The organism is Cohaesibacter marisflavi (assembly GCF_963665895.2).
Classification (GTDB): Bacteria; Pseudomonadota; Alphaproteobacteria; order Rhizobiales; family Cohaesibacteraceae; genus Cohaesibacter; species Cohaesibacter marisflavi.
Window position 1 is genome coordinate 1,725,678 of sequence record NZ_OY762534.1, and the last position, 25,103, is coordinate 1,750,780.

28 protein-coding genes are annotated in these 25,103 nt (G+C 52.7%); all 28 read right to left on the reverse strand.

The features are described from left to right. Position 1 precedes the first annotated feature (1 nt). A complete protein-coding gene (locus ACKPCT_RS09020) occupies positions 2 to 1,987 on the reverse strand; it encodes a heme lyase CcmF/NrfE family subunit (RefSeq protein ID WP_319569016.1) in 1,986 nt (661 codons plus the stop codon). A 118-nt stretch (positions 1,988 to 2,105) separates the two neighbouring features. Beyond that, complete coding sequence (gene ccmE / locus ACKPCT_RS09025) at positions 2,106 to 2,561, reverse strand: cytochrome c maturation protein CcmE (protein ID WP_319569017.1); 456 nt, start codon at positions 2,559 to 2,561, stop codon at positions 2,106 to 2,108. A gap of 83 nt (positions 2,562 to 2,644) precedes the next feature. Then, positions 2,645 to 3,844, reverse strand: coding sequence for a c-type cytochrome biogenesis protein CcmI (ccmI, locus tag ACKPCT_RS09030; RefSeq protein ID WP_319569018.1), 1,200 nt, complete (start codon positions 3,842 to 3,844; stop codon positions 2,645 to 2,647). Between the two features lie 195 nt (positions 3,845 to 4,039). After that, the gene (locus ACKPCT_RS09035) at positions 4,040 to 5,437 is read right to left on the reverse strand and encodes a hypothetical protein (protein ID WP_319569019.1); all 1,398 of its coding nucleotides are present in this window, start codon (positions 5,435 to 5,437) and stop codon (positions 4,040 to 4,042) included. 192 nt (positions 5,438 to 5,629) lie between these two features. Then, entirely contained in the window at positions 5,630 to 6,094 is a 465-nt protein-coding gene (locus ACKPCT_RS09040) for an RT0821/Lpp0805 family surface protein (RefSeq protein ID WP_244544555.1), read from the reverse strand. A gap of 275 nt (positions 6,095 to 6,369) precedes the next feature. Then, a complete protein-coding gene (locus ACKPCT_RS09045; RefSeq protein ID WP_319569020.1) occupies positions 6,370 to 7,644 on the reverse strand; it encodes an ATP-binding protein in 1,275 nt (424 codons plus the stop codon). A 128-nt stretch (positions 7,645 to 7,772) separates the two neighbouring features. Further along, positions 7,773 to 8,447 carry a response regulator transcription factor gene (locus ACKPCT_RS09050; protein ID WP_090068215.1) on the reverse strand — a complete coding sequence of 225 codons (675 nt, stop codon included), beginning with the start codon at positions 8,445 to 8,447 and terminating at the stop codon, positions 7,773 to 7,775. A gap of 88 nt (positions 8,448 to 8,535) precedes the next feature. After that, the gene (locus ACKPCT_RS09055; RefSeq protein ID WP_319569021.1) at positions 8,536 to 8,859 is read right to left on the reverse strand and encodes a PepSY domain-containing protein; all 324 of its coding nucleotides are present in this window, start codon (positions 8,857 to 8,859) and stop codon (positions 8,536 to 8,538) included. Positions 8,860 to 9,107: 248 nt separating this feature from the next. After that, positions 9,108 to 9,407: a hypothetical protein gene (locus tag ACKPCT_RS09060; RefSeq protein WP_090068211.1), complete on the reverse strand. Its 300-nt coding sequence runs from the start codon at positions 9,405 to 9,407 to the stop codon at positions 9,108 to 9,110. A gap of 8 nt (positions 9,408 to 9,415) precedes the next feature. Next, positions 9,416 to 9,625: a hypothetical protein gene (locus ACKPCT_RS09065; protein WP_090068209.1), complete on the reverse strand. Its 210-nt coding sequence runs from the start codon at positions 9,623 to 9,625 to the stop codon at positions 9,416 to 9,418. Positions 9,626 to 9,723: 98 nt separating this feature from the next. Continuing rightward, a complete protein-coding gene (locus tag ACKPCT_RS09070) occupies positions 9,724 to 13,602 on the reverse strand; it encodes a baseplate multidomain protein megatron (protein ID WP_319569022.1) in 3,879 nt (1,292 codons plus the stop codon). Beyond that, positions 13,599 to 14,090 carry an NlpC/P60 family protein gene (locus ACKPCT_RS09075; RefSeq protein ID WP_319569023.1) on the reverse strand — a complete coding sequence of 164 codons (492 nt, stop codon included), beginning with the start codon at positions 14,088 to 14,090 and terminating at the stop codon, positions 13,599 to 13,601. The genes ACKPCT_RS09070 and ACKPCT_RS09075 overlap by 4 nt, the downstream gene beginning before the upstream one ends. Positions 14,091 to 14,093: 3 nt before the next feature. Beyond that, positions 14,094 to 14,987: a DUF2163 domain-containing protein gene (locus tag ACKPCT_RS09080; RefSeq protein ID WP_090068205.1), complete on the reverse strand. Its 894-nt coding sequence runs from the start codon at positions 14,985 to 14,987 to the stop codon at positions 14,094 to 14,096. Next, complete coding sequence (locus tag ACKPCT_RS09085; protein WP_244544554.1) at positions 14,984 to 15,652, reverse strand: DUF2460 domain-containing protein; 669 nt, start codon at positions 15,650 to 15,652, stop codon at positions 14,984 to 14,986. Before ACKPCT_RS09085 ends, ACKPCT_RS09080 begins: the two co-directional genes overlap by 4 nt. 91 nt (positions 15,653 to 15,743) lie before the next feature. Next, complete coding sequence (locus tag ACKPCT_RS09090) at positions 15,744 to 16,346, reverse strand: phage tail tape measure protein (protein ID WP_090068203.1); 603 nt, start codon at positions 16,344 to 16,346, stop codon at positions 15,744 to 15,746. A gap of 87 nt (positions 16,347 to 16,433) precedes the next feature. Next, positions 16,434 to 16,583 carry a phage tail assembly chaperone gene (locus ACKPCT_RS09095; RefSeq protein ID WP_090068201.1) on the reverse strand — a complete coding sequence of 50 codons (150 nt, stop codon included), beginning with the start codon at positions 16,581 to 16,583 and terminating at the stop codon, positions 16,434 to 16,436. A 50-nt stretch (positions 16,584 to 16,633) separates the two neighbouring features. Then, entirely contained in the window at positions 16,634 to 17,047 is a 414-nt protein-coding gene (locus tag ACKPCT_RS09100) for a gene transfer agent family protein (protein ID WP_090068200.1), read from the reverse strand. Positions 17,048 to 17,064: 17 nt separating this feature from the next. Next, positions 17,065 to 17,478 (reverse strand): phage major tail protein, TP901-1 family, encoded by a 414-nt coding sequence (locus ACKPCT_RS09105; protein WP_090068198.1) that lies wholly within the window; start codon positions 17,476 to 17,478, stop codon positions 17,065 to 17,067. 54 nt (positions 17,479 to 17,532) lie between these two features. Further along, the gene (locus ACKPCT_RS09110) at positions 17,533 to 17,949 is read right to left on the reverse strand and encodes a DUF3168 domain-containing protein (protein ID WP_090068196.1); all 417 of its coding nucleotides are present in this window, start codon (positions 17,947 to 17,949) and stop codon (positions 17,533 to 17,535) included. Continuing rightward, the gene (locus tag ACKPCT_RS09115; protein ID WP_319569024.1) at positions 17,946 to 18,203 is read right to left on the reverse strand and encodes a hypothetical protein; all 258 of its coding nucleotides are present in this window, start codon (positions 18,201 to 18,203) and stop codon (positions 17,946 to 17,948) included. Before ACKPCT_RS09115 ends, ACKPCT_RS09110 begins: the two co-directional genes overlap by 4 nt. Next, positions 18,200 to 18,559 carry a head-tail adaptor protein gene (locus ACKPCT_RS09120; RefSeq protein ID WP_319569025.1) on the reverse strand — a complete coding sequence of 120 codons (360 nt, stop codon included), beginning with the start codon at positions 18,557 to 18,559 and terminating at the stop codon, positions 18,200 to 18,202. Before ACKPCT_RS09120 ends, ACKPCT_RS09115 begins: the two co-directional genes overlap by 4 nt. A gap of 51 nt (positions 18,560 to 18,610) precedes the next feature. Further along, positions 18,611 to 19,171: a head-tail connector protein gene (locus ACKPCT_RS09125; protein ID WP_319569026.1), complete on the reverse strand. Its 561-nt coding sequence runs from the start codon at positions 19,169 to 19,171 to the stop codon at positions 18,611 to 18,613. Positions 19,172 to 19,315: 144 nt separating this feature from the next. Continuing rightward, complete coding sequence (locus ACKPCT_RS09130; protein ID WP_319569027.1) at positions 19,316 to 20,584, reverse strand: phage major capsid protein; 1,269 nt, start codon at positions 20,582 to 20,584, stop codon at positions 19,316 to 19,318. Positions 20,585 to 20,636: 52 nt separating this feature from the next. Further along, the gene (locus ACKPCT_RS09135; RefSeq protein WP_090068186.1) at positions 20,637 to 21,377 is read right to left on the reverse strand and encodes an HK97 family phage prohead protease; all 741 of its coding nucleotides are present in this window, start codon (positions 21,375 to 21,377) and stop codon (positions 20,637 to 20,639) included. Between the two features lie 160 nt (positions 21,378 to 21,537). Beyond that, positions 21,538 to 21,717 (reverse strand): hypothetical protein, encoded by a 180-nt coding sequence (locus ACKPCT_RS09140; protein ID WP_090068184.1) that lies wholly within the window; start codon positions 21,715 to 21,717, stop codon positions 21,538 to 21,540. A gap of 1 nt (position 21,718) precedes the next feature. After that, positions 21,719 to 22,990, reverse strand: a complete 1,272-nt coding sequence (locus ACKPCT_RS09145) for a phage portal protein (RefSeq protein ID WP_090068182.1) — start codon at positions 22,988 to 22,990, stop codon at positions 21,719 to 21,721. Positions 22,991 to 23,013: 23 nt separating this feature from the next. Next, the gene (locus ACKPCT_RS09150; RefSeq protein WP_319569028.1) at positions 23,014 to 24,312 is read right to left on the reverse strand and encodes a DNA-packaging protein; all 1,299 of its coding nucleotides are present in this window, start codon (positions 24,310 to 24,312) and stop codon (positions 23,014 to 23,016) included. Next, positions 24,257 to 24,838 carry a hypothetical protein gene (locus ACKPCT_RS09155; RefSeq protein ID WP_319569029.1) on the reverse strand — a complete coding sequence of 194 codons (582 nt, stop codon included), beginning with the start codon at positions 24,836 to 24,838 and terminating at the stop codon, positions 24,257 to 24,259. The genes ACKPCT_RS09150 and ACKPCT_RS09155 overlap by 56 nt, the downstream gene beginning before the upstream one ends. Positions 24,839 to 25,103: the final 265 nt, after the last annotated feature.

The following is a 25,103-nucleotide window of genomic DNA, read 5'->3' on the forward strand; positions in this document are numbered from 1 at the left end:
CTCAAGCTGTGCCTGCGGCCTGCTTTGCACGCCCTTTCCGGGCAGGCGCTCCAATACGCAAACGCCTATCGGAGATAGAGAAGCACCCACCGATGAACATGACAACACATCCAAGCCAGATGAAGGTAACCCACGGCTTGTAGTAGATCCGCACACCTATGCCGTTATTCTCCTGAGCATCACCCAAAGAGAGATAAAGCTGGGTTACACCGCCGATTGTGTGGATCGCCGTTTCTGTGGTTGGCATATTGCGCGAGGTGTAAACCCTCTTGGCCGGATGCAACTCCGCAACTTGCTGACCATCCTTGGTGACTTGGAAGGAACCGATCAGATCGACATAGTTGAATTCAGCATGCTCCCTGAAGCCATCAAGTTGGAAGATATAACCGGAGATAGAGGTTTGGTCACCCGGCTTCATGACCAAAATGTCTTCGGTTTGATAAGCGCTTGCCACAATAAGCCCAAGTAGGGTCATGCCGAGGCCAAAGTGCCCCAATGCTGCGCCGAAGACGGTGCGAGGCAACCCGATCAGGCGAGAGAAGGACTTGCCGAGAGGAAGCTTGAAAAGGCCGACTCGGAGCTGCATCTCTGCCAACGCACCAACCATAACCCAAACAGCCAGACCGATGCCCAGCGGCGCGAGTGCGCTACCACCATTGATGAGAGCATAACAAAGGACCGTAACAAAGATCGCCGCCCCCAATGCAATGAAAAGCCTTTGCATCGCGGCGAATAGATCCCCTCTTTTCCAGGCCAGAAGAGGGCCAACGGGCACCGCAATCAATAAAGGCACCATCATTGGGCCGAATGTGGCGTTGAAGAAAGGAGCTCCAACCGAAATCTTCGCCCCAGTCGTTGCCTCCAGCGCCAACGGATAGAGTGTCCCGACAAGAACAGCCGCCGTCGCTGCAGAAAGAAACAGGTTGTTAAGCACCAGCGACCCTTCTCTGGAAATGGGAGAGAAGACGCCCCCCTGCTTGAGCATAGGAGCGCGCCATGCAAACAGGGACAACCCACCACCGATGAAAGCAACGAGCAAAATCAGGATAAAGACGCCACGGGACGGATCGGTCGCGAATGCATGCACAGAAGTCAGGACGCCCGACCGCACCAAGAATGTACCTAATAGCGACAGCGAGAAAGTCAAAATGGAGAGAAGAATGGTCCAGACCTTCAATGCCCCACGCTTTTCCATCACGATAGCCGAATGAAGCAGCGCAGTACCGCTCAGCCATGGCATGAACGAAGCATTCTCCACTGGATCCCAGAACCAGTATCCGCCCCAGCCCAGCTCATAATAGGCCCAGTAAGACCCCATGGCGATACCGAGCGTAAGCAGGCCCCAAGCAACAAGCACCCAGGGGCGCACCCAACGAGCCCAAGCAGCATCGATCCTGCCTTCCAAAAGAGCTGCAATGGAAAAGGAAAAGGCAATCGAGAAGCCAACATACCCCAAATAGAGCAGCGGCGGATGAATAGCCAGACCAATATCTTGCAGGATCGGGTTAAGGTCCCGCCCTTCGATTGGCGCATTGGCGATGCGATGGAACGGGTTTGAGGTAAGCAGAACGAAAAGCAAAAATGCCGCCGTAATCCAGCCCTGCACGGCTAGCGTATTTGCCTTGAGCTTCGGCGGCAGGTTTAGCCCGAAAGCACCAACCAGAGCACTGAAGATTACCAGAATGAATACCCAGAGCAGCATGGAGCCTTCGTGGTTGCCCCAAACCGAAGTAAATTTATAGAGCAAGGGCATTGTCGAATGGCTGTTTTCCCAGACATTCTGAACCGAGAAATCTGACGTAACATAGGCATGGGTCAAGGCAGCAAATGCCAAGCCGACAAACAGGAACTGCATTATAGCAATGGGACTGGCAATGGCCATCAGGCGGCTATCATTGGTCTGCGCGCCCCAGATTGGAACAACCGACTGTATCAGCGCCAGGGCGAGAGCAAGCACAAGCATGAAATGACCCAGCTCGATGATCATGAGGATTTTCCCTTCTGTCGGCGCATCCCCGCGCCATGCAATTCTATTTGCCTTACCGAGCTTGAGCCAACCATTGCGATCTTGTCAGCAGGCTCGGTTTCCTTTTTCGTTGCAAGGTTCAGTTTGTCTCGACCTTGCCGTAGCTGTCTTGCCAATGCCCCTGCTCTTTCAGAGCATCGGCCACTTCTCGCGGCATGTAATTTTCATCATGCTTGGCCAAAACCGTATCGGCGGCAAATGATCCATCAGAATTCATCATCCCTTCTGTGACGACCCCCTGCCCCTCGCGGAACAGATCGGGCAGAATGCCTGCATAAGCCACTTTTATTTCGGCACCGCCATCTGTCACAACGAAAGATACATGCGCCTTATCTGTCCGCTCAACGGACTCTTCCTTGACCAATCCGCCAAGTCGGATGCGCTGTCCGGGGGCGACGCCTTTTTCCGCAATTTCTGACGGACTCATGAAAAAGGTAATCTGATTTTGCAAAGCGAACAAAATCAAACCGACAGCAGCAAAGAGCACAGCTCCGGCGGCCCCGATCAACATCATCCTTTTTTGCTTTCTCGACATAAACAGATCCTCTTAATCATTCTTATCCGGCAGCTACCGATTGGTAGCGCATCAATGTTTTGCTATTGGAACTTTAAACTGACCTACTGATCGATTGAGACGCCCAAAGACCGCGCAGCAGCTTTGACCTTCTCAAGCCCATCAACATCGGACTGAAGTGCATCGAGCGCGCGGGTCACGGTTTTGGCCGCCATATCAGGACGATTCAGCACAAGCTCGGCTCTTATAAGGCGCACCCACTCATCTGCTGTCCCCCCCTCGGAATTCAGACGGTCAGCAAGATTGGAAACCATGCCCTCAATCATCTGCTGCCGGTCTTCCGCGGTCAACTCGGCTGCATTATCGACATCTTCTTTTGATGGGCCTGCCAATGGCGGTGGAGCTTGCTCCCCTTCGGTTGTCGAACCGGAAGCATCGCGCTTTTTCAGGGCGGCTATCTGCTCTTTGGCAAAAGGTATCCATGGAGCACCTTCAGCTGAATCAGCGACAAGAGCCTGCCACTTTTCAATGGCATCCTGCGTCTCTCCAGACTGCCCTAGAGCGATGGCCAAAAAGAAGCGCGGTTTTGGTGCCGTTGCATCCAAGAGATTCGCGCGCTGGAATAACTCGCGCGCTTCATCATTGACGACACCGGCATTCTTGATGACAAGCACTTCGCCTAGATCAGACAAAGCTTCAACGCTTTCTCCTTCAAGGCGAAGTATATTCCGATAGGCCTTAATGGCGTCGTCCGTTCGACGCATGCGGGCATAGACCGGAGCCATCCTTTTCCAGCCTTCCAAATCATCCGGATTAGCCGCCAACTTCTTTTCTGCCGAAGCGACAAGTTCCGTCAAGCTCTGATTTTCAGGAGGTTTGGATAAGCGGGCTTGCAACGGTTGGGCGGGAAGATCCGGAGAGCCCAGCGTAAAATAAAGTCCCAATGATAATAGTGGAATGACAAGTGCAATCGCGACGACAGCAAAGCGAAGATTTGACTTGCCTCCTTCGAATTGAGAGACACTTGCGGGAGCGTCAGAAGTCTTGCGATCTGTTTCGCTCTCTTTTTCCAGCGCATCCTGCGCACCAATCAGGCGGCGAGCGACTTCAGCACGAGCGGCTTCTGCTTCTGCTTCATCAATCAAACCGCGTTCGACGTCACCTTCAATTTCTTGCAATTGAGATTTATAGATCGTCATATCATAGGCGTTCGCGCTATCCAGCTTGCGCTCTTTGCGCATGAGGGGAAAGGTCGCGATCGCGATGGTCACGAGCGTCAATACAACAGCGATAGTCCAAAACATACAGGTCCAACTCTCACACTAGTCCAAGTCAGAGCATTTCTGATTTCGCCGAGAAGTCAAATTAACACATGTTCATCTAACGATAGGATAAGACAGGACAAGGCCACACAAAACCCTACGCCGAGAAAGACGGTATGTTCGCGATGGCCGATCTGTATGGAAAGAAGCGGCAAGGAAGGGATCAGACAAGCACTGTCAGGCCTCTGCGGCCTGAAGCTCTTTCACAGAAGCTGCAGCTTTTAGCTGCCGCCCCAAAGAGTCGGCGAATTCAGCATCGAATAGGTTTTTGGCAATGTCCAGCGCGGCTACGTGCAGTTTTTCGATCACTTCGACATCCTGCCCGACCGCACGCCTCGTTCTATCGACGAGAGATTTTGTCAGGATTTCAAAACTCTGCTCGAGTTCCTTGCGCGCTTCTGCGATTGGGCCATTCATAGCCAGCCCGTCTTTTGCAAGTTCTGCCTGATGAAAAATCTGGGAAGCACGGACAGCATCAACGATCAAATCGCTATCAACAGATTCAGGTTCTCCGCTCTTTGGTGCGCGCAAAGCTTTGCGAACAAGACCAGGGGCCGATTCAACCTCACTCTTCAGGATGCGCGACATCTTCTTCCTCATTTCAGTAAGCACACCACCCCACTGGCTTTGATTGGGAACCTCGAGTTCGACTTCCACTGCTTTGGCCAAAACACTCCAAGATCGTAGATGATCCAACGCGTTGTGCAAGCCAGAAAACTCCTTCAGATGCTTATCAACTTCAGCAACGTGAGCATCCATCTCTGCCAACATGTGCTGGACCGCCGGAGCATACACCGTCGCGGCAACCTGAATAGCATCATCGGAGCCGGATAGTTTGGTCGCCAATTGAATACGTAGTCTCGGGGAAAGCAGCTTCTTGGATACTGCAGAGAAAAGCCAAGATGTACGCAACGGTGCCTGCTGAACATACCGAGTAATCAGTTTGTAGGCCTCGTCCCCTTCCGGGCTGGACCAACTCGCAACTTCCTTGGGCATTCGGCTCAAAATGGGCTTCAGTGGCATGAGACGTTCGGCACTGACCAGCACATCGAGCAAATCCTTGTAAACGATTTCGCCACCCAGATGATTGGTCAGCTTCTGCTCTCCGCCAAGTTCTCGCGAGACAACCTTCAGTCGAGCCTTTATGGCGGCGACCAGATCAGCACAGACCTCTGCAGAATGTTTGGAAATTTCGTGTTTTTCCAGGTCGGCACAGTCCAGTGCAAGTTTCTGCAGGTGCTCAGGCGTCGCAATGTCGCGCTTGATCCAGCTCCAGATAACATCGAAAGATGTGGGGCTGATTCTGGCTTCGACTTTGGAAAGAAGATCAATTTCAGAAGTAAAAAAGCGCGCTTCGCGGAAAAAATCCTTCTTGGCAAATTCTTCAAGAGGGACAATTTTTTCCTGAACTTTGAGAAGATCACGCAAGGCAGCAACAATCAACTCTGCGGCGGTGTCACTATTGCCCTCACGCTGCGCTTTTTCCAAATTTCGCAGCAGCATCCTTTGGGCACTTTCAGACAACGTCGAAAGATAAAGCTTCAACTTTTCCTTAAGCTTTTCCATGTTGTCCATGCGGACACTCCGACCTTAATTTTGGTTCCTTGTAGAATTTCAATTTAAAGCTATCAAACTGTTAACATTCCCTACCCAACCCAGCGTTTTTTGGAAATATTCAGATACAAAAAGGGGAAGCCCAACATTTGAGCCTCCCCTTCCGGCAATTTGCTGCATCTTCCCGAATTAAAGCGGGTTTGCAAAAGAACTTTAGTTCACTGGACGCCACGTACCATCACTCTGGCGGCAAGCGCGGCCGCGAGCGGTCTGCGGCTGTCCATCAATATAAATTGTGTGCGTGTAATCACGACAATTCAGGTCATTCACAGTGTAAGACTGGGTTGGAACGATCTGCCCATGGTGGCCGGTATCCGGGTTTGTCCAGGAAACCGGTGCTCCAGAGCGACCATATTCGAGAGCGCGGTACTGGGCTTCGGCAGCCATCTTGCGATCATTCTCGTCCATCATGCGGCCAATAGATGACCCAGCAAGAGCACCGAGAGCCGACCCTGCAGCAATCGCCACAAGACGCCCTTCGCCGCTTCCTACCTGAGACCCCAAGACGCCGCCAGCAACAGCGCCAGTCAAACCGCCAAAGGTTTCTTTCGGCCCGCCCTGACATCCGGCCAACATTGCGCCCATAACAGCAACAATCGCGATAGATTTAAATTTCATTTTCAAGCCCCTATTCATTGCAGCGATCAAAGGATCGCTTGCGTGATAATTGCGATTTGCTCGTCGGCGTCGTAATTGCGAGCCGAGTTCGAAGCCTACACGGTATTCATGAACACTGTCCAAAGGTCCGGCCAAACAGATCCCAAAATAACCGTATTTGCATACACAACGCACAACTTCGCTTTAAGTTTCGAAAATGTCGAAAATTTGGCGAAAAATTTTGTTCTGCTTTCTTTGGTTATGCGTTTTTGCTTATGCGCAACTGCGGAAAGAAATTACTCTTCTTTTATCGCAGGCAACACCAACTCAGCCCGAAGACCTCCAAGAGATGCCCGTTCTAAAGAGAATGTCCCCTGATAAAGGTTCGCTATTTCTGTTACGATGGACAGTCCCAAACCAGAACCTGGTTTGCTTTCATCAAGACGCTTGCCCCGCTTAAGGGCCTCATCAATCTTGCCTTCGCTAATTCCAGGCCCGTCATCTTCAACGATGATAGAGAGCCATTTTCGAACATTGGCGTTCTTTTTTTGGGGACGTTTCACAGCTGCTTCTTCCAGACCTTCGGTCAACGACACGACAACCCTGCTCGAAGCCCATTTGCAGGCATTGTCAACAAGATTGCCAATCATTTCTTCCAGATCCTGCTCTTCACCACGAAAACAAATATCGGAATCTGCAGAACATTCGTAATCAACCATTTTTTCCGGGTGAATTTTGCTCATGACGCCCGTCAGCTTCTTCAAGACAGGATCTGCTTTGGTAACCGTACCAATGGTATTGTGACGTGCAGCAAATCGGGCGCGATCCAAATAGAGCTGTATCTGATCGCGCATCACATCAACCTGCTGAACCAGCATGTCAGCATTTTGCAGATCAGATGATCTGACTTCATTGGTGATGACGGACAAGGGAGTTTTTAGAGCGTGAGCAAGATTCCCAAGTTGGGTGCGCGCTCTTTCAAGGGTTTCTTTATTGGAAGAAATCAGGATATTGGCTTCTTCAACAAGCCCGTCCACCTCTACGGGATAACTCCCTACGATGGCTTCGCTTTTGCCTACGGCAACATCGCGAACCCGTCGCTGCAGTTTAGTCAGTGGCCTTAGCGCAGTTCTTACCAGAAGAAGAGAAGCGGTGAGCAGAACCACGCCAAACAAAACCATGAGCAGCCAGGCTCTATTCTCGAAGGAACGGATTTGCTCATCTAACTCAGCCGCGTTTCCCGTTACACGGAAATAGTAGCTCTGGTCTGGGCCAAAGGAAATCTCACGTTCAAGAATGCGAATTCGTTTTCCGTCCGGCCCCTTCCCCAGAAGATAGCGTCCAATTCCACCTGTATATTGCTTCTCACTTTGAGATTCTACGGTGAGATTCTCCCCGCCCAGCGAGAGAGAAGCAAAGACAAGTTCGTCCTTGTTGGAGCGGCTGACCGTCCAGTACCAACCCGAGAGAGGCAGCTCAAATCGCGGTTGCCCTAGACTGCCTGGTCTTGACAATTCTTCGGAACTAAACAGCTGTGTTGCCAATTCACCGACAAGCATTTTGAGCACCATATCCAGCTGCCCATCGAAAGCGTCTTCAGCAGAGGTGCGAAACAGGGACGTAAGAATGACGCCAGCGCTCAGAGCCGCAAGCAGAGCCCAAATCGATATATTGATGACCAGATATCGCGTTATCGACTTCATTCTTTGGCCGTGTCAGGCGCAATCATATTATAGCCCAACCCTCTGACCGTCTGGATAACGTCCACACCCAGCTTTTTGCGCAGACGTCCGATAAAAACCTCAATCGTATTGGAATCGCGGTCAAAGTCCTGATCATAGAGATGCTCGACCAGTTCAGTACGCGATATGATCTTACCCTGATGATGCATAAGGTAGGACAGCAACCGAAATTCATGGGAAGTCAGTTTCAGAGTTAGTCCTTCAACCGTTACACGACCAGATCGGGCATCCAGACGAATTGGGCCGCAGGTAATTTCATTCGATGCCAGGCCGGCGGAGCGCCTCACCAAGGCACGAACTCTAGCGACGACTTCTTCCATATGGAATGGCTTTGCAACATAGTCGTCCGCCCCCGCATCGATGCCTTGCACTTTATCGCTCCAGCGATCGCGAGCAGTCAGAATAAGAACTGGCATCGTACGGCCATCGCGCCGCCAAGCTTCGAGAACACTGATTCCGTCCATTTTAGGCAGCCCGATATCGAGGACAACAGCATCGTACGGTTCGGTATCACCGAGAAAGTGACCTTCTTCTCCATCAAATGCGCAGTCAACGACATAGCCGTTTTCTTCCATTTCGTCCTTGAGCTGACGGTTCAACTCGGCTTCGTCTTCAACAATCAAAATGCGCATTGGCTTCCCCTACACTTTGCTTTCATTTGCATAGGCAAATGCATCGCAGATGATCGTAGTCTGCATCGCTCTCGATGTTAAGGGCTCGTTACTGATTTACAGAGAGGACTTTGCCAGATTTTGCATCCAGAACGAGGCGGGTCACATTGCCCTGCCTAGACAAAATGACCAGCTCATAATTGAGACGTCCACCAGCAGAACATAGATTGGCCTTGATGACATCCCCACTTACGACGGCGTTGGCTGCCTGCGTGATTGCCACCAGACTTTTCGCACGACCTTGAGAGATTGCCACGCGGATCTCTTCAGCCCCGAGACATTGAGCCGCGATGGCATGGCTGTTTGGAACCAAGAAGGAAATGGCGATAATAGCCAGCGCCCAAAGCGCATATTTGTTGATCAGTTTTTGCATGCCAGCAATCTACAAGATTTTTCCTGAACCGAAGCTGAACAAATCAAAACGCCTGTTAGATCACTTTGAAAAGACAACGCGTCTACTATCGGCTGCAATATGTGACTAACTTTTGGTTATGGCGTTTCACTTCAGAGATTGTCTGATCCGTATCCTTTGCAGACCACGTTATTGGCTCGAACAGCAGACAAGCTGCCATTTTACCACTCTGCTCTTGCGCCATGGCAGATGGCAACTCTTCGAGAAACTCATTGTCGCTTGAAACCATCTGATTTACGCAACTCATCAGAGGCAAGATCAATAAAAGAAGGATCAGCAGTTTGCTCTGGAACATACCGTGCTTCTTGCGCAGCCCCTCCACCCCATTTTGCAACCATCGCATCATGCAAATCCTTACTTGCAGTTCTTGGCTTCTTCACCAAGTCATTGTTCTTCTCAACTGAGCCAGAGGAATGATCAGCGCTGAATTTTGACAATTGGGCGAGAAGGGAAGCCAGCGAGGGTGCCAGCTTCACCAAAATGACAATCAAATTGAAAATCAGGCTCATTGTAGTGCTCAAATGATTGTTCGCGTTGTGTACCAAGTGCGCCAGATAATCGTTATCGCGGCGGATAGGCTGGAGATTGTTACGGCGAGGCGCTGCTGGATATCAGGGTCGAGATCAATACCGAACATCGTCAACCCCATCGCCAAAACGGCAACAAGCTGTGTCCAGTTGATTTTGGATTCCCAAGCTGCCTTTGGGGTTTGATCAGAAAGACTCATGATAGGCTCCTTTGGTTTGTTTTGGATGGGTTTTTGAGGGTAGAAATGGGAACGAGCTTCTGGAGCAAACAGCCATTGCTGCTCACTGAGACGTCATCTCAAGAGAGAATACGCAGGTCTCTAAGCGAAATACGCCGGGACACTGCATCTCCAGCCCCGACACGTCGACTGACTTGAGCGATCTCAATCAAGATCTCTGTCAACTCGCTAACACCGTCAGCGGCTTGGGCGCTGGTGGAATAGACCCATTGGGTGTCCTCCACTTCTTCTTCACGCAAAGTTTGTGCTGTTTGAGGATGTCTTATGACCACAGTGTAGCGTTCTTGAGTTTCACTGAGTGGAATAGAGCTGTCAGCCCAGCTATCGGCTTCCAATCGATCTCGACGAACCCATTCAAACTGGAGACCATCATAGGTCTGGGAGCGTATGATCTTTAGATGTACCGGAGAAAGGGGCCGTAATCCGCGTCCAGTTATAGCGATTGATAGATCGAGGTTTTTGACATCATCTAGTGTTGCTCCGCTCGCCACGATCCGGAAAGGCAATTCCTTATCAAGCTGACCGCTATCAACCTTGAGCGGTGCGACAGCTTCGTCCAGAAGCACAAATCGGGCACCAATGCCCGCCCCACTCAGAGCGGCCTGTTCTGTGCCTTGTTGCCCCCTGAGCAGTCTACTCAATTTCCATATATTACCACCGACAAGCTCGGCCTTGACGAACTGAATAATTTCCCATTCATCATTTTGGGCCCTGATTGCAGCAGCATTGGCGCCAGACAATAGACCGAAGTCACTTACTGAAGACAGGTCACCTTTGTTCAATTTAACGAGCACTGAGCTGGCCATATCCCAACTGAAGCATTCGCGCCCGGCGAGCTCAGTTTGTAAAGTGCCAAGAATTGCGGGAACGTCCAGGCTTTGGCGATGGGCAAACCCTATATCGGCGCTGCCTTCATACATCCCCATGCTACCCGGCCAAGGAGAACAATAAGTCGCGACGTAAGGCGCATGAGGATAATCTGCCTTACCCGGAAGCGCAGGCAAATCCATGGCAACACAAACAGCCTTTGCAACAGTTAGCTTGGATGACGCCCTCACTCGATGATCTTTAGCCAATGGAGCAGAATTCCGGGGGGCTGCGAGACTAGCGGAGACCTCGCGGACACCACCATCTTCGATTTCGTTGATGCGATAACTTCTCTGATCATCCTCGCCCTCAAGCGTCACTAAATCCCCGGCTTCCAACGCGGCCATGGACAAAGGCAACTTGAATTGCACTGTGTGGCGGGCATAGTTATTTCGCCGGAGCCAATTTTTCGCAACATCAACCATGATTGGATCCGTTGACACGACCGCTAGAGATTTGGAGCTTTCTTTGCGGGTTCTGGCAGATGGTTGATCATATCGGGCCACCGACGTCCGATAGTCATAAAAGAGCTCACCGAAAGAAAGAGTGACGCTGGACGCTTCTTCTTCCCAAGGGTCAATCTGCTTCTGGAGGATTGGCTCCTCCAATTCATCGACAAGCCCCGTTAAATCGACTTTTTCGCTTGCTCGACGCTCCTGCAATTCAAACCGCACACGATCGCCGCTGGTAACAAATGAAATGCCGACTGCATCACACAAGCTTTCAAGGGCAGATCGTGCAGACATGCGCCGATCGACGACATAGCCATCCACAGCCAACGGGACCGAGGAAAATTCAGGATCCGACAGCCCGAAGTCACTCATCACGGTTCGGACGATATCTTCCACCGGGGCGCCTCCCAGCCGTCCATTGAGCCAATGTCCTGTATGCCATGCGGTTCCATCAGACCATGCATCCGTACTGAGCGGAAACGATGGAAACGGGCGTGCATCCCAAGCCCAGAGATAGACCTGATCAGAGGCGACCATTCTTTCTCCGTAGACAGGAGAAACCGGATTTGATTGCTCAGATTGCACTTGCCAATAATCAAGACTGGCTGTCAGCATGGCACGTTGAGCCGCATCGCTTCGTGCGCCAGAGGAATAGTATGGCAAAGCTGACTCGGAAGATTTTGCATCTGGGAATACGTTGGGTTGATTGGGCCCCAGATGTACGGCGGGGCATCCAACTTCTGTGAACCAAATGGGCTTCGAGCAAGGCTCCCAATCGGTCGCCGTATCACTCTCAATCCCCCGATTGCGGTTGAAATGGACGTTTGACCACCAATTCACGAGATCCTTATATCGAAAGACCCAATGTTTGCCTGCAGTTTCATCTGTTATAGGCGTTCTTATTTGCTGATCACGGTCGGCCTGACTTGCATAATACCAATCATATCCTTCCCCTCCGGCGATATTCGCCTGAAGATAGGAATACTCGAGCCCCGTATCTGCTAGCACAGCATCCAGATGATCCTCACCGGCACGCCAGTCGGACATGGGCATATAATTGTCGATGCCAATTGCATTGATATTGTCATCGGACCATAGAGGGTCGAGATTAAAGCGAACAGTTCCTTCCTCATCTTGCGGATGATGGCCAAAATACTCGCTCCAATCGGCTCCGTATGTAATCCGCGTTTCACTACCGAGACAGGTGCGCACATCCGCAGCCAGAGTTTTAAGGCAGGCGACAAAGGGATAAGCCCCAGCATCGTCGCGAACGCAAGTCAAACCGCGCAACTCGGATCCAATGAGCATGCCCTCAACACCACCGGCCTGCTTGGCCAATTGCGCATAGTGCATAATGAAGCGGGAATAACTCCAGTCTCGGGAAGAGAAAAAGGAAGCAACTTGTTCGGAGGCAAGGGATGTCTGATCGGCAGAATTCTTTTGCTGAGGCCCCGGATTGCATGTGATGCGCCCACGCCATGGGAACGGCGCCTGTTCTACAGCACCATATGGATCTGGCAGGCCGTTGTCCGGCGCAATATCCATCATGATGAAAGGATAGAGAGTGACATTGAGCCCACGTTCTTTGATGACCTCTATCGCCCTAATGACCGAAGCGTCAGAAGGCGTTCCGCCATACGCCGCCCTTCCTTCTATAACAGACACGCTTTGGGCTTCAGCCCGTGTAAGACCAGCAACAGACCATTGATCACCCGATGTTGCCTTGTCGCTATTGTCGATCCTTGGCTGGATTGCGCAAGCTCCAGCACGCAAGTCTGTTCCAAACCACGCCACAACAAGCGCGATGTTGGACAGATTTGGACAGATCGCGATCAGATGATCGAGTGAAACTTCAAAATCGGTTCCGGGTTCGTAGGAATGTCGGTTCTCCGAGTTCCACTCCCCTTCAGCATCCTTGCGCAGGATTTCGGTCGTGTCATAACCGAACTCGGTAGAGCCCGGTATCATAACAATAGATTGGATCTTCTTTTCCAGGGTTCCTATAGGCCGAATAACTTCGAAGGACAATTGCGGTATGCGGTTGCCAAAGTCATCTAACGGCAGCTTTTCAAACACCACATAGGCAAGCCCGCGATAGGCTGGGGCATTCTCTGCCCCCTGCTTGGCCTCAATCAAGCTGTCGGGAAGCTGATCGTCTGTACCGCGATAAACCCTGTAGGTAATATCCTTGAGATCCAGAATTGATCCATTCGCCCAGACACGCCCGACATAGGCAATTTCGCCTTCGCAAAGCCCTACCGCAAAATTGGCGCAGTAGCTGTAAGTCGTTTCAGTGGTTGAAGACCCGCCGCTTCCTTTGGAAGCCCCCGTCTTGTATTTACGGGAAGTGACTTCTTCAACAAGATTGGTTGCCCAGATGATCTGGCCGGTCAAACGCGCACGACCATAGAGGCGAGGAATAGCGGCGCCCTCTGTAGAGGTCTGCACAGACAAGTCAGATAGACTGGGCCCTTCCACCGATCTGGACGATGCAAACAGCGATTGATCCAGCTGATAGCCACCAACCGCCCCCAAAGCCCCGCCGATTGCGGCGCCTAATGGCCCGAACAGCGCTCCGCCAACAACGCTGCCCACAGTTTTCAGAACGAGTGTGGTCATTTCTTTTCAATTCCGGTTTGAGAAGAGTTGAGAAGCGGAGGAAACGCGAAGACATAAGATAAATGTCTCAGCCACCACGAAGAAAGAGAAACAAGCTGACCCCCTGCGCCATCCTGCGCGTGAAGAAAGCGGGTTTCATCAATCAGAATACCTGCATGCTTGGCCGGAAAGCCTCTTTTGTAGCGAAAGAGCAATATATTGGACGGCGCACGAGCATCCCGATCCACCGGTAACAGATATCTTTGCGCCGCATTTGCGAGTGTTTCTTCGCTGTTCGACTCCGCCCAGTGCGGACTATAGGTGGGTGGTTGTTCCGGTTCTGGCCAGAAAGCTGCATAGACACCTCGGATCAGTCCCAGACAATCACAGCCCGCATGCTTGCAGCTCGCCTGATGCCTGTAGGGCGTTCCTATCCAGCTCAGCGCTTCAGAGATGATCATGGATGCACTAGCGTCTGAAATGATGTCTGAGACTGTTTCGTCCACCATCGTTTAATCCTCAATAAGGGGAGATCCATCACTTTGTTGCGAAAGAGAGGGATAGGTAAGAATAAAATCGTTGCCCGGCATGTGCGGAAAACCTCGGAAATTGAGCTGATTTGCAAACAGTTTCCGGCACGTCGAAAAGCTCTTGTCACACCCGACGGATACTTTTACGCCGTCTCCAGGAGCGATCTGCTCATGCAATGGCAGCCACAGTTCGAGTTCTTCGCTCTCGCTCAATTGCTGGTGGGAAATAATGTCAAAAGCCATGCCGCTGGCTGCCCCAGATGTCATCTCAAGGCGTCCCATGGAAAGGCGCCCGGCTTCAGGGCGGGTTTCCAACGTGACCACTAACCAGTTCTGCGATTTAATCCCACTGACAACGCCCTTGAAAGTGAGACCCAGCGCATCAAGTTTGAGCCCGCATCTGGCATCTCCAACATTGGCATCACAACGATATTGGAAAACGCGGCCCTTCTCCTGTTCCATATCGATAGAAAGAGAGCGGATTTCAGCCTGAAAACTTTGACGGTCTCGCTTGATCTCCCCCAGATATCCGGTCCGCAGCAAAAGGCATTGATCGGTAGACTGCCAATTCACACACCAGGTTTCGATGGTGGCAGCATCATAGCGTCCACTCATGAGGTCTGCTTCGGTGATGCGGTCGGAAGTTAAAACGCCCGAGATGTCCTGATCATCACTGGCAAAACCATCGCTCTGCCGAATTTCCGAGCCGGTAAACCCGGTATCCGGTTCACAAGAAACGCCATTCAGTTCTATGGTTCGATCATGGTCTGTAAAACCAAGACAGAATCCGTCCACACGCCTCAAGATCCAGCAAGTGGCCAATGTTGTGGTGCCACTCTGTAGATGAGCCTTCATTTCATCTGAAAGCACTTTCATAGCTTCACCTCCACCAAAGGAATGGATGGAAGATCGCCAGCTTCAAATGCACTGAATGAGAATTCTAGCTTGTCGATATCAAAGCGTACTGGCACATCAAACGTGAACCCCGCCGTAACCTGCTCACCGGCATCAGGTGCTCGATCGAATAAAATCACGCCATTTGTTTCATCTACTGAGTAATCGGTCGTCTCTTGTCCTGCGATGGCAACCCTCACGCTACCTTCAACCGGCTTGACGATATTGCGCACATAGGGCGCATAATCAGCGCCGTATGTTTTCTGTAGCTGGAAGTGCGTTGTTTCCCCATCGCCAGTGCCAATCCGCTGATCGTTAGGTTGAGGCGCTCTTCCGGCATCGCAAGACGCATGATCAAAGGGATCACGGAAACGAAATCCATAGAGCCGCCCCCGACGCTCCTCATAGAATCGCAAGACAGTCTGCAAATCTGCTATCGAGCGCAGGCCGACGCCCGCATCATAGCTGCGTCTGGAATCCGCCCAACGGGCATTGCGTTCTTCAAATCCCGAGGCCAGGGTTGCAATATCGGTTCGCCGCTCAGGCCCACCAGAGGCTCCAAACCCTACATCAAGGGGAAAGCGTATCTCATGAAATCCGTTCATTGATTTATCCTGAATATGCAAAGCAAAAAGGGCTGTTTCCATCTCAGGAACAGCCCCTCCCGTAGTCTTGACATGTGTGTACTGCCTCTTTCATGGCCTTTTGCTTCGGCCCCAGTGAGAAGTGTTCATCACCTCACAGGCCGCGGCGACCACGCCCAACAGCGCGCGCCAGCTTAGTCGCGATCTGGGTTTGCGATTTCGAAAATGACTGTATGTCGGGCGTACTGACATTCATGACGATGTTGACCGCCGGTCCACTTGCGCCCGGCACTGCCACACCTAATTTTCCATCAGCACCTCGCTGAAGCGGCAGAATGGCCTCTGCTCCGGCTTCTCCCATTAATCCGGTGCCCGATCCTGTCGGGAACAGCGTCGGAGCAGACACCACGCCTCCCTTGGCAAAGGGCGTCAGACTGCCGAACAGAGATGCTCCGCTTGCCCCGCTTGAAGAGGTGAGTGAAGAGAATAGCCCTGAGGCAAGGCCAGATGCCGATCCCGAAACAAGTTGCTTAAGCGGCTCCACACCGGCGGACAGAGCGCTTTTGCTTAAATCAAGTGCAAGTTTGCTGAAAAGCGTTTCGAGATTTTTGCCACCGACGATCGCATCTTCGAAAGCATCAGCAATCTTGTCGCCAAGCTTTTCGGCCTGTTTGGTTGCAACCGATAGGTCTTTTGTGAAGGCCTTCATATCTGCCTCGACTTTCACGACAGCCGTTTCTACAACTTCTTCAGCCATAGCAGCCCCCTTCTCTCTTTAAGGAACGGAAACAAAAACAAGATCAGCAGCAGAACCGTCTCCGAGCCGGTTGGTCTCTTTCGCTTTTCAATCTGGAAAGGCTGCGCTGAGTGTCTGAAAATCTTCACGGGACATGGACGGACTGCGACTGGGAGGGCCTCTCAGCGCCCACAGCAGCTCCTTGGGCGTTGCTGCCCATATCGCAGAAGGTGTCCAGCCAAGTTGCTGGCTTGCCATGGCAAACAGCGTTGCCCATGGAAAACAAGCTAAAGAAGAGGCCGATCCAGCTAAACCAGACCGGCCTTCCCGGGGTTTGTGCCTTTGGCACGCCCTCCTTCATTTGAGGGCATTCCTTTGACCTTGTGGGGAGGTTGCAGAACGCTATCTTCGAGCTCAGGACTGAACGTCTCCTTTAGCAGCTCAACAAGCGCACGTGTGAGGGCGGGAGCGCCTCCCTTACAGCGCATAGACCCCGCTTCAAGATCAGAGATATTGGCACCTCCTGCACGCAAAGCTGCCCCGAGGATTTTTATCAAATCTCCACTTCGCACTCTGCCGCCCGAAAAGCGTTCGGCAAGCGCGCTGATATCATCCAGCCCCATGCTGTCCTCCAGCTCGGCCAACGCTCCAAGAGTAAGGCAAAGTTTGAATGGTTGATCATCAAGAATGAGCGAAATCTCGCCCCGTCGTCTGTTGGCCATATGGCATCCCTCCCCGGTCACAAGGCCGAGAAGGCGAGAGCACCGGCAGATTCCAGCGCCATCTCGAACGACAGTTCATTGTTATGCTGGCCGGAATATTCCAGTGCGGTGATCTGGAATGCTCCTTCAAGGGTTCCAAAATCCGGGATAATCACCTGCCAGGAAGCAATGGTGCCATCGAAGAACAAAGACCGGATACGCTCATCGCTCTCACTGTCTTTGAAAAGACCGCTGCCCGATAGGCTTGCGCGACGTGATCCGGCCCCTGCAAGCAGCTCCCGCCAACGTCCTGCGGATTCGGTGTGGCTGATGTCTACGCTCTCAGCGTTGAACGAGAGCGAGCGGGCACGCAAGCCAGCCACTGTGATATACGCGTCTTCGGTGGTGTTGTGCACCTTGAGCAAAAGGTCCTTGCCTTTTTGTGCTGTCATGGAGATTTCTCCTGATGTTCAAAATGAAAAAATGGAAGCTTTTATCAAGCCGGATCAATTGGATATGCGTTCCGTCACGGCCCTCAACTGCATAATGCCCTGAAGCAGATGGTTTTTACGATCAGGGCGCAGCTCGATGCGCTCGATGAGAAGATTGATCAGGGCATGGTCGGTCATGTCAGGTTCGAACGCGTCCAACAGGGCTCTGAGGCGCGCGAGAATATCCTGTTGTCGCGAGCGGTCATCGGCTGCTGTCCAAATGGTTATGATAATGCGGTGCTCTTCCCCTGTTTCGGTGCCCGTGCTCCAATCGCGCGAATAGCTCGTGGTCAGCGTAAGATAGGGAAACTGTGCATTTCGTTTGGGCTCGTCATAGAGCCGTACCCCACCAAGCAATGTAATCAGGGCACTGTCACTTTTAAAAGACGACAAAATAGCTTGTTCCAGCGCTCCGGAGGACAAACTGGTCATACGCTTCTCCTTTGCTGTGTCAGCCCCTCAAGGAGACTGGAAACAAAACCGGAGGGCGCGTTCTCCCGATCACCATAGTGAGCCTGAAGCAGTTGATTGCCGGATAGGCTAATTGAGCCGCCATCTTCCGAAAGATCGGTTTCAACGGAAATATCCGTGCCCTCTTCCGATGCCTGACTGGTGATTGTTTCGGCATAGGATTCCAGACGGTCAGACAAGAGGCGTTGAGCAATTGCATTGAGTTTGATACTCATGACTGCGCTCCCAATCTGGTGCGTGCCTCAATCAATAGCCAGCGTTTCGTGCCATCTGGATCATGCATGCTCAGACAGTCATAAAGCGCATTCTCGTAAGTAAGCGCAGTTAACGGCTCGAGACCTTCACGGTGACGGATAGCAAAGCGAAGCGATAGACTGTTACTTGCCTGTTCTGCGTTGGTTCGCTCGTTGCTAACCACCGCAAGAAGACCTGCCCAGACCTCAGCCACCAGTTCGAGCGTTTCCTCGCCTTCCCAAGGGGCTGCTTCATCATAGATCGGCTGGTACAGCGCAATCTGATGGCGTAATCCGGCAGGATCGAATTGAAAGGGAGCGAGAGCTGTTTGCGCCACGGCACCCTCCTGTTTTGAGATTGAAAGATCGATCATTTCCCTTGAAATGACCTAAAGATGAAAGCTTCTGTAGGGTGCAATCAGAGGCGCCAATGCTTTAGCCAAAACAGGCAGTTGCTCTGGATCAGCAATCAGGCGACGCTCATACCATTCGGCGACGATCATCTTGATCGCCAACCGCAAAGGCTCTGGCACATCTTCCGCCATGGGGCCGAAGCCGGTTTCAACATCAATCTGAAGGCGTTGCTTGCTGCTCAGCAGAAAGCCATCGAGATTGGCGAGCGTTGCCGGATTGTCGGCTTGGAAAATGGAAAGCCCGGAGACGTCCAGTTCGGTCACACTTCCATCGACATTGACGACAGCAAGTGCCAGGAGATCAGATACCGGCTGCAGCGGTAAACGAAAACTCTCCCCCAGCGGCCCTTCCATCAAAACGCGCCAGGTTTGAGTGATAAGGTGATGACCGATCATATGTTCCAGATGCACACGAGCCGCGCTCAAAAAGGCACGGATCAGATCATCTTCGGTATCCTGATCGATCTTCAAATAAGCCTTGATTTCTGCAAGGCTAACCGGTTCCACTGCCGGCGCGGTCAAAAGAGTGAGCGACATTTCTTCACCATTACAAATGAAACAATCAATTCGTCGCGCAATGCGACTGTTCTAGATAAGAAAATGCCTTTGCCGGGAGGGAGAAACCGACAAAGGCACCAGTTGGGATGGAGCAAGCTCCCCCCACAGGGTCACGCGTAACAATCAGGCAGAGAACTGCATCAGCTTGATGGCGTCATAGTCCTGAACACCGCCACCGACACGCTTGGTGACATAGAACAGAACATATGGCTTGGAGGAATATGGATCGCGCAGAATGCTGAGGCCGAGTCGATCGACGATGAGATAGCCGCGCTTGAAGTCTCCGAAGGCCATAGCACAAGCGTCTGTTGCAATGTCTGGCATATCTTCCGCTTCAGTGATGGCATAGTTCAGCAAAGAAGCTTTGGCACCAATGGCTGCTGGCGGCTGCCAGAGATAGTTACCATCATTGTCTTTGAGCTTGCGAACCGCGGCCTGCGTGGTCCGGTTCATCACGAACTGCGCATTCTGCCGATACCCTGCCTTGAGACTGTAGATAAGATCAATGAGCGGATCGTTGGGATTGGTCGACCCAAATCCACCTGCAGTTCCTGTAGCGATGGCCCCCAGGGAGCCCCAGGCCCAGCTGTCTTCAGCGACCACGGTTTCAGCCATGAAGCCTTTTGGCTTGTTAACGCCGTCACCATTGACGAAGGCTGCTCCTTCCTGTTCGGCAAAGGCGGCTTCCACTTCCGCCGCAATCCATTCGTCAACATTGATCGCCGCATCTTCAAGCAAGCTAGGCGTTGCAGCCGGCATGGCATAAAGCTCCATTGCCGTATAGGACAACTCGGCCAAAGATGAAGCATTGGTCTGAGGCCGCGCTGCCGTTTCACCAACCCAACCGACTTCCGGACCCGATTTGGCGAAAGGCTTTTTCAAGGTCGCACCCGAGATTTCACGCACATCTGCGATGCCACGGATCGGAGAAATAGCCGCGAGGCGTCGCCCGACTTCCGCTTCGACCTGTTCCGGAACCAGATAGCCGCCATCAGGATCAGAACTGATGGACATGGCTTTAGCTTCCAGATCACGCAAATCCTGCTCGACACCGGAGCGAATGTAGCGATTAAAAGCCGTCTTGTGTTCCATAGCGCGAGGAGACAGCAGGGAAGCATTGCGCGCCGAAGACACCCCATCGCCGAGAGAAGGGCGGCGGGCCTTGAGGATGAGATTGTCGAGGGCTGACTGCTGATCATCCAGAGCCTTGGAGATGCGATCGACCTTGTGCTCAGTCAACACATCGGAAGACCGTTTCTCGATTTCATCAAGGCGGTCGTCATTGGCGCGCTTGAAAGCTTCAAAGGAGACCAGGAAATCGTCGAAGGCCGTTCCGAGTTCTCCGTTGACCAAGGACTTTGTTTCAGGAGACGGGATATTCAGTTCTTTCATGAGAAGACTCTTTTCGTTTGAAATGAGTAAAGGTTTGCGAGAGTCGAAAGGCTTAAACGTTTGCTGCCCTGAGCATGGCTCGGGTCATCTTGCGCAAGGCCGCAAGCTCGCATGAAGGCTCAAGAAAGGCAGCGTCCTGCTTGCCACTGAGGCCAGTGAGGCCATGGGCCATGAGGGCCCGGGCCTGGGAACGGCTCAGCCCAGCGTCCTGCATGAGCTTGCGTTCCAATTCTCTTTTGCTAAGGGGATTGTGATTAGTCTGCAAAACGGCTCCTCCCTCCAGCTCTGATTTGACTGACGAGATGCGCGCATCCGGCTGCATCGGGAAGGTGACGATGGAGATTTCCCAAAGATCCAACTCCAGCAAATGGCGGATACCGCTCTTGGGATCTTTGCTTCCGCGCACGGTGCGAAAACCAATGGAGAGGCCATCCAGAATACCGGCCTTCATCATCGAGAGGATTTCGCGCGCTTTGGCGACTTCGGTTGCCAGCTTGCCACGGACGAATAGCCCCTTGCCGTCTTCCCGGATGGTCAGCCACTGACCGATTGGCTGCGCCGGATCATGCTGATAAAGCAGCTTGATCCCGTCGAGCCCGCGGTCAGCAATGCTCTTGGCAAAGGCGCCCTGTCGGATCACATCATGGCCAAGATCTTCTTTGCCAAACAGGCAGGCATAGCCTTCAAACAGCCCATCATCCTTAACAACATCCAGAGCAGACGGCAGCGCCTTCTTCTCAGTGTCAAGATTTGAGCAATGCTTTGAAGCGTGATAGACATCGATATATTTCATAAGCTTATATCTATTGTTTCACATTGATGTTGAGATGAGGCGGATGCGAGCAACCGGTTCATGGCCCAGATGCGTTTCCAAAGAACGGGAAAAACGGGCAAAAACCTTCTTGTGATCAGGCCTTTCCACAGCGCCCCAAAATGAACTGAATTTCAGTTTACTATTCGAGCAAACTGGTGAGGCGCGCAATCTCCTCGACAAAATCCTGAAAGCGTTTGTTGGATGCAGCCTGTTCTCGCAGGCTCCAGACGAGCAAGCCACTTGCCGCACTGGCCCAAAGAAAAAGCGCAACATGGGCCAGATCTCCCTTTGTCGCGAAAATCTGCAAAGCTTCTGCCACATCATTTCCCTCCCTCGCCTGTGCTGCGTGTCGTGCTCATTGGTGCGTCCGTCGGGCTGTAGCCGACTGCGGTGCGTTTTTCATTTTCTGTGAGGAAGGACGCATTGCCGACGCGGTTCCAGAGCGCCTCCCGCTCGCTTGCCAATGCGGAGACGAGATCTAGATCAATCTTCAAATCGAACGTCTCGTCATAAGCGGGCGAAAGCCAGCGAGCGATATTTTGCAAACAGCGGCTCGCCAGCGGCAGAACCGTTTGACGCCAGAAGGCCCGGTTCGCTTCGGCATAGTTTGAATAGGTGTTGTCCCCGGGGATGCCGAGCAACATGGGCGGGACACCAAAAGCCAGAGCGATCTCTCGAGCTGCGCTATTCTTGGCGTCGATGAAGTCCATATCACGCGGCGACATGCTCATGCTCTTCCAATCCAGCCCTCCTTCAAGCAGCAAAGGGCGTCCAGCATTCATTGCACCCTGATAGCCTTCCTCCAGTTCCTTCTTGAGACGCTCAAATTGCTCGTCACTAAGGTTTCCTGCTTCAGAAGCTGCATAGACCAGCGCGCCAGATGGACGGGCGGAGTTGTCTAGCAACGCCTTGTTCCAACTAGCGGCCGCATTGTGCACATCGAGGCTTGTCTGTGCCGCTTCCAGCGGGCTGAGTCCATAGTGATCATCATGTGGGTGGAACAGGGTGATATGCAGGATCGGCGGAACGAGTGCGCCGTCATCATTCTGATGAAACCGCACTGCCCTGTTGCCAATGGTATAGTCGTAAGCATCTGGCCAGCCGTTTGGACCGGGCACGACCTTCATCCTGTCTGGCCGCAAACAATGCAATTCTTTCAAACTGCTAGCGCCGAAAACGGCCTCAATATAGGCATTGCCGGAAACAAGCAGATGGCCATAAAGGCTTTCAAGCCATGTCGCACCATCCTGCCGTTCATTCGGGTGATGCAGAAGATTAAGCACTGGATGCTCGGTCAGTCTTTCTCCCCCCACTAGGCAATAGACGGTGGCAGAAGCAGCAGCTTCTGAGATCATGCGGATAGACCGATAGACGATCGGGTTACGCGCATAGCCCTGCAGGGCCAATGCGCCATAATCTCGTGGTGTCCAGCGCGGGCGCCCTGTCTGGTGCACAGAAACAAGAGCGCCGGTCCGAGAATTTTTGCCTTCCAGCGCGCCAGTATCTGCTGCGAGATCAGTGGCGTTTGACTTGGCTTTGTGAATTTGAGGCGAGCGCGAACGCGCCGGCCCTTTCAAGGTCCAGCGAAGCATATGCTTCTTCCTTTCTTGCAGTGTCAGATTGCCCGGACTTTCGGTTGAGACCGATCAGCCAGGCAGAGATGCGTCACAGCCCAAACCATGGCGTCAAGCCTATCGGGGCTTTTTCCAGACGTCAGACCATCGAGCCCGAAGTCACACATTTCATCTTCCAGTTCGGCCATGTTGCCGACATGGCGCACCCGGCCCTGCTCATAAAGAGCACTGACAGGCTCTGCGCGCAGATATTTGCCACGGGTCGCCCGCACGGATCGCACCGGCACGCTTGCATCAATATTGCCGAGAATAGTGGTCACCATCTCCCCGCCCTGATTGACTTCAGCCACAACGCAATCTGCTTCGAAGCGATGATAGAGCGCGATGGCCTTGTTGGCCCAAGCTGTGGGGCTTGCACTGTTAAGAGTACTGTCTCTTAGAATGAAACACAGCCCATCTCCATCAAGCCCTGCGACAACAAGGCCACAGGCATCGGCGCTTTTGCCAGAGGTCGCAGGCGGGTCAATGGCGACCACAATCCGGCTGAGGGTCGCGGGAGGATCATCAACCCTCAGCCGGTCGAGCTGATCGCGCTTCCAAAGCGCATCGGCCCTGTCTTCAATCAATTCCCCGTCCAGTTCCTGCCGCCCAAGGCGCGACCCTTCATATCGGCGCACGATCGTATCCAGAAAGCCCGGTGCCAGATTGGCCAGGTTGGCTCGGGTTGGTGCGTGGCTGATTGCAGATGTCGGATCGGCCATCAACCTCTTGAGCAAAGGTGTGGGCTTTGGCGTCGTGGTTACAATCTGGCGTGGTTTTTGACCAAGGCGCAGGCCAAACTGAAGCATATCCCACGTCGCTTCTGCGTGACGCCACTTGGCCAACTCATCGCCCCATGCTGCCCCGAACTGTGGGCCTCGCAAGCTTTCCGGGTCTTCAGCGGAAAAGATCTGAGCAACCGCACCATTGGGCCATTCCAGCCGACGTCGGGACGGTTGCCAGTTTGGCCGGTCCTGTTTGTCGTGAACAGCCAACAGGCCGGATACCCCTTCCACCATCACATCACGGGCATCCTGCAGGGTTTCTCCAATCAGCGCGATGCGTCCATAGGGCTGGGACGCAAAGGGCGGCCGCCCTTGTACCAGAGCTTTGACCCATTCTGCGCCCGTGCGCGTTTTACCAGCGCCGCGCCCGCCAAGAACCAGCCAGGAGATCCAGTCACCATCGGGCGGCAACTGGTCTGGGCGCGCCCAAAGCTCCCAGTCATACACGAGGCGCCGCAATTCATTGGGTGTCAGACTCGCCAGAAAGTTTGCCTGAAGACCCTTGCTTGAGTCCATCAAGGCGGCGCGCAAGCTCTTCGCGGAGGAGGTCAAGGGTGCCTGTATCATCGTCTCTGTCATCCCCATTTCCATCCTCTTTCCTTGCTGCATCCAGATCATCCCCTTGCGGGTTGAGCTCCATGATCTTGTCCAGCGTGCGAGCTATTGTGCCGAGCATGCGCGCTTCCTTTTCGTCAAACGCCGCGCTGCCATTTTGCAACTGCTGTTCAAGATGCCGGATTTGCTGGTCCGTTGCGTGATAAAGCCTTCGGACCATGGCCAGATGATCAATTGATGGAGCAGATAGGCCTGACGGCCCTGGAGATGCAGACTGAACAGATGATCCATCTATTGTGGAAGCCTCTTGCGAGGTTTCATCTTTCGTCGCCTCCTCCGATTGCTCCCAGAGCTTTCGCTTCTTTCTCAATGTAGCAACGCTGATGCCATGGGCGGTGGCGATTGCGGAAAAAGAAGCGCGCCCCGCATTCTCGCACTCGGCACGAATGGCCTTCCAGTCCGGTCTCTTTGACTGTTTCTTTGACATGCCTGTTCCTGATTGTGTCAGTTGTAAATAGCCCGCAGTCACACCGATGAACCATCTGAATGCCGCGATCACTCGCAAGGCATTCAAGGGACAAACTGGCCCCATTGGGCATTTGCAAGAGCATAAAAAAAGCCGCTGCGGCGAACCGAGCGGCGAATAGCTAGATGGACTAACAAGCCCAATTATAAACACACGACAGTCGGAGGGAGCAAAAGTTGCTCACACCTTTCCGACTGTAGCTAATATGTACCTCAGGACCGTTCGC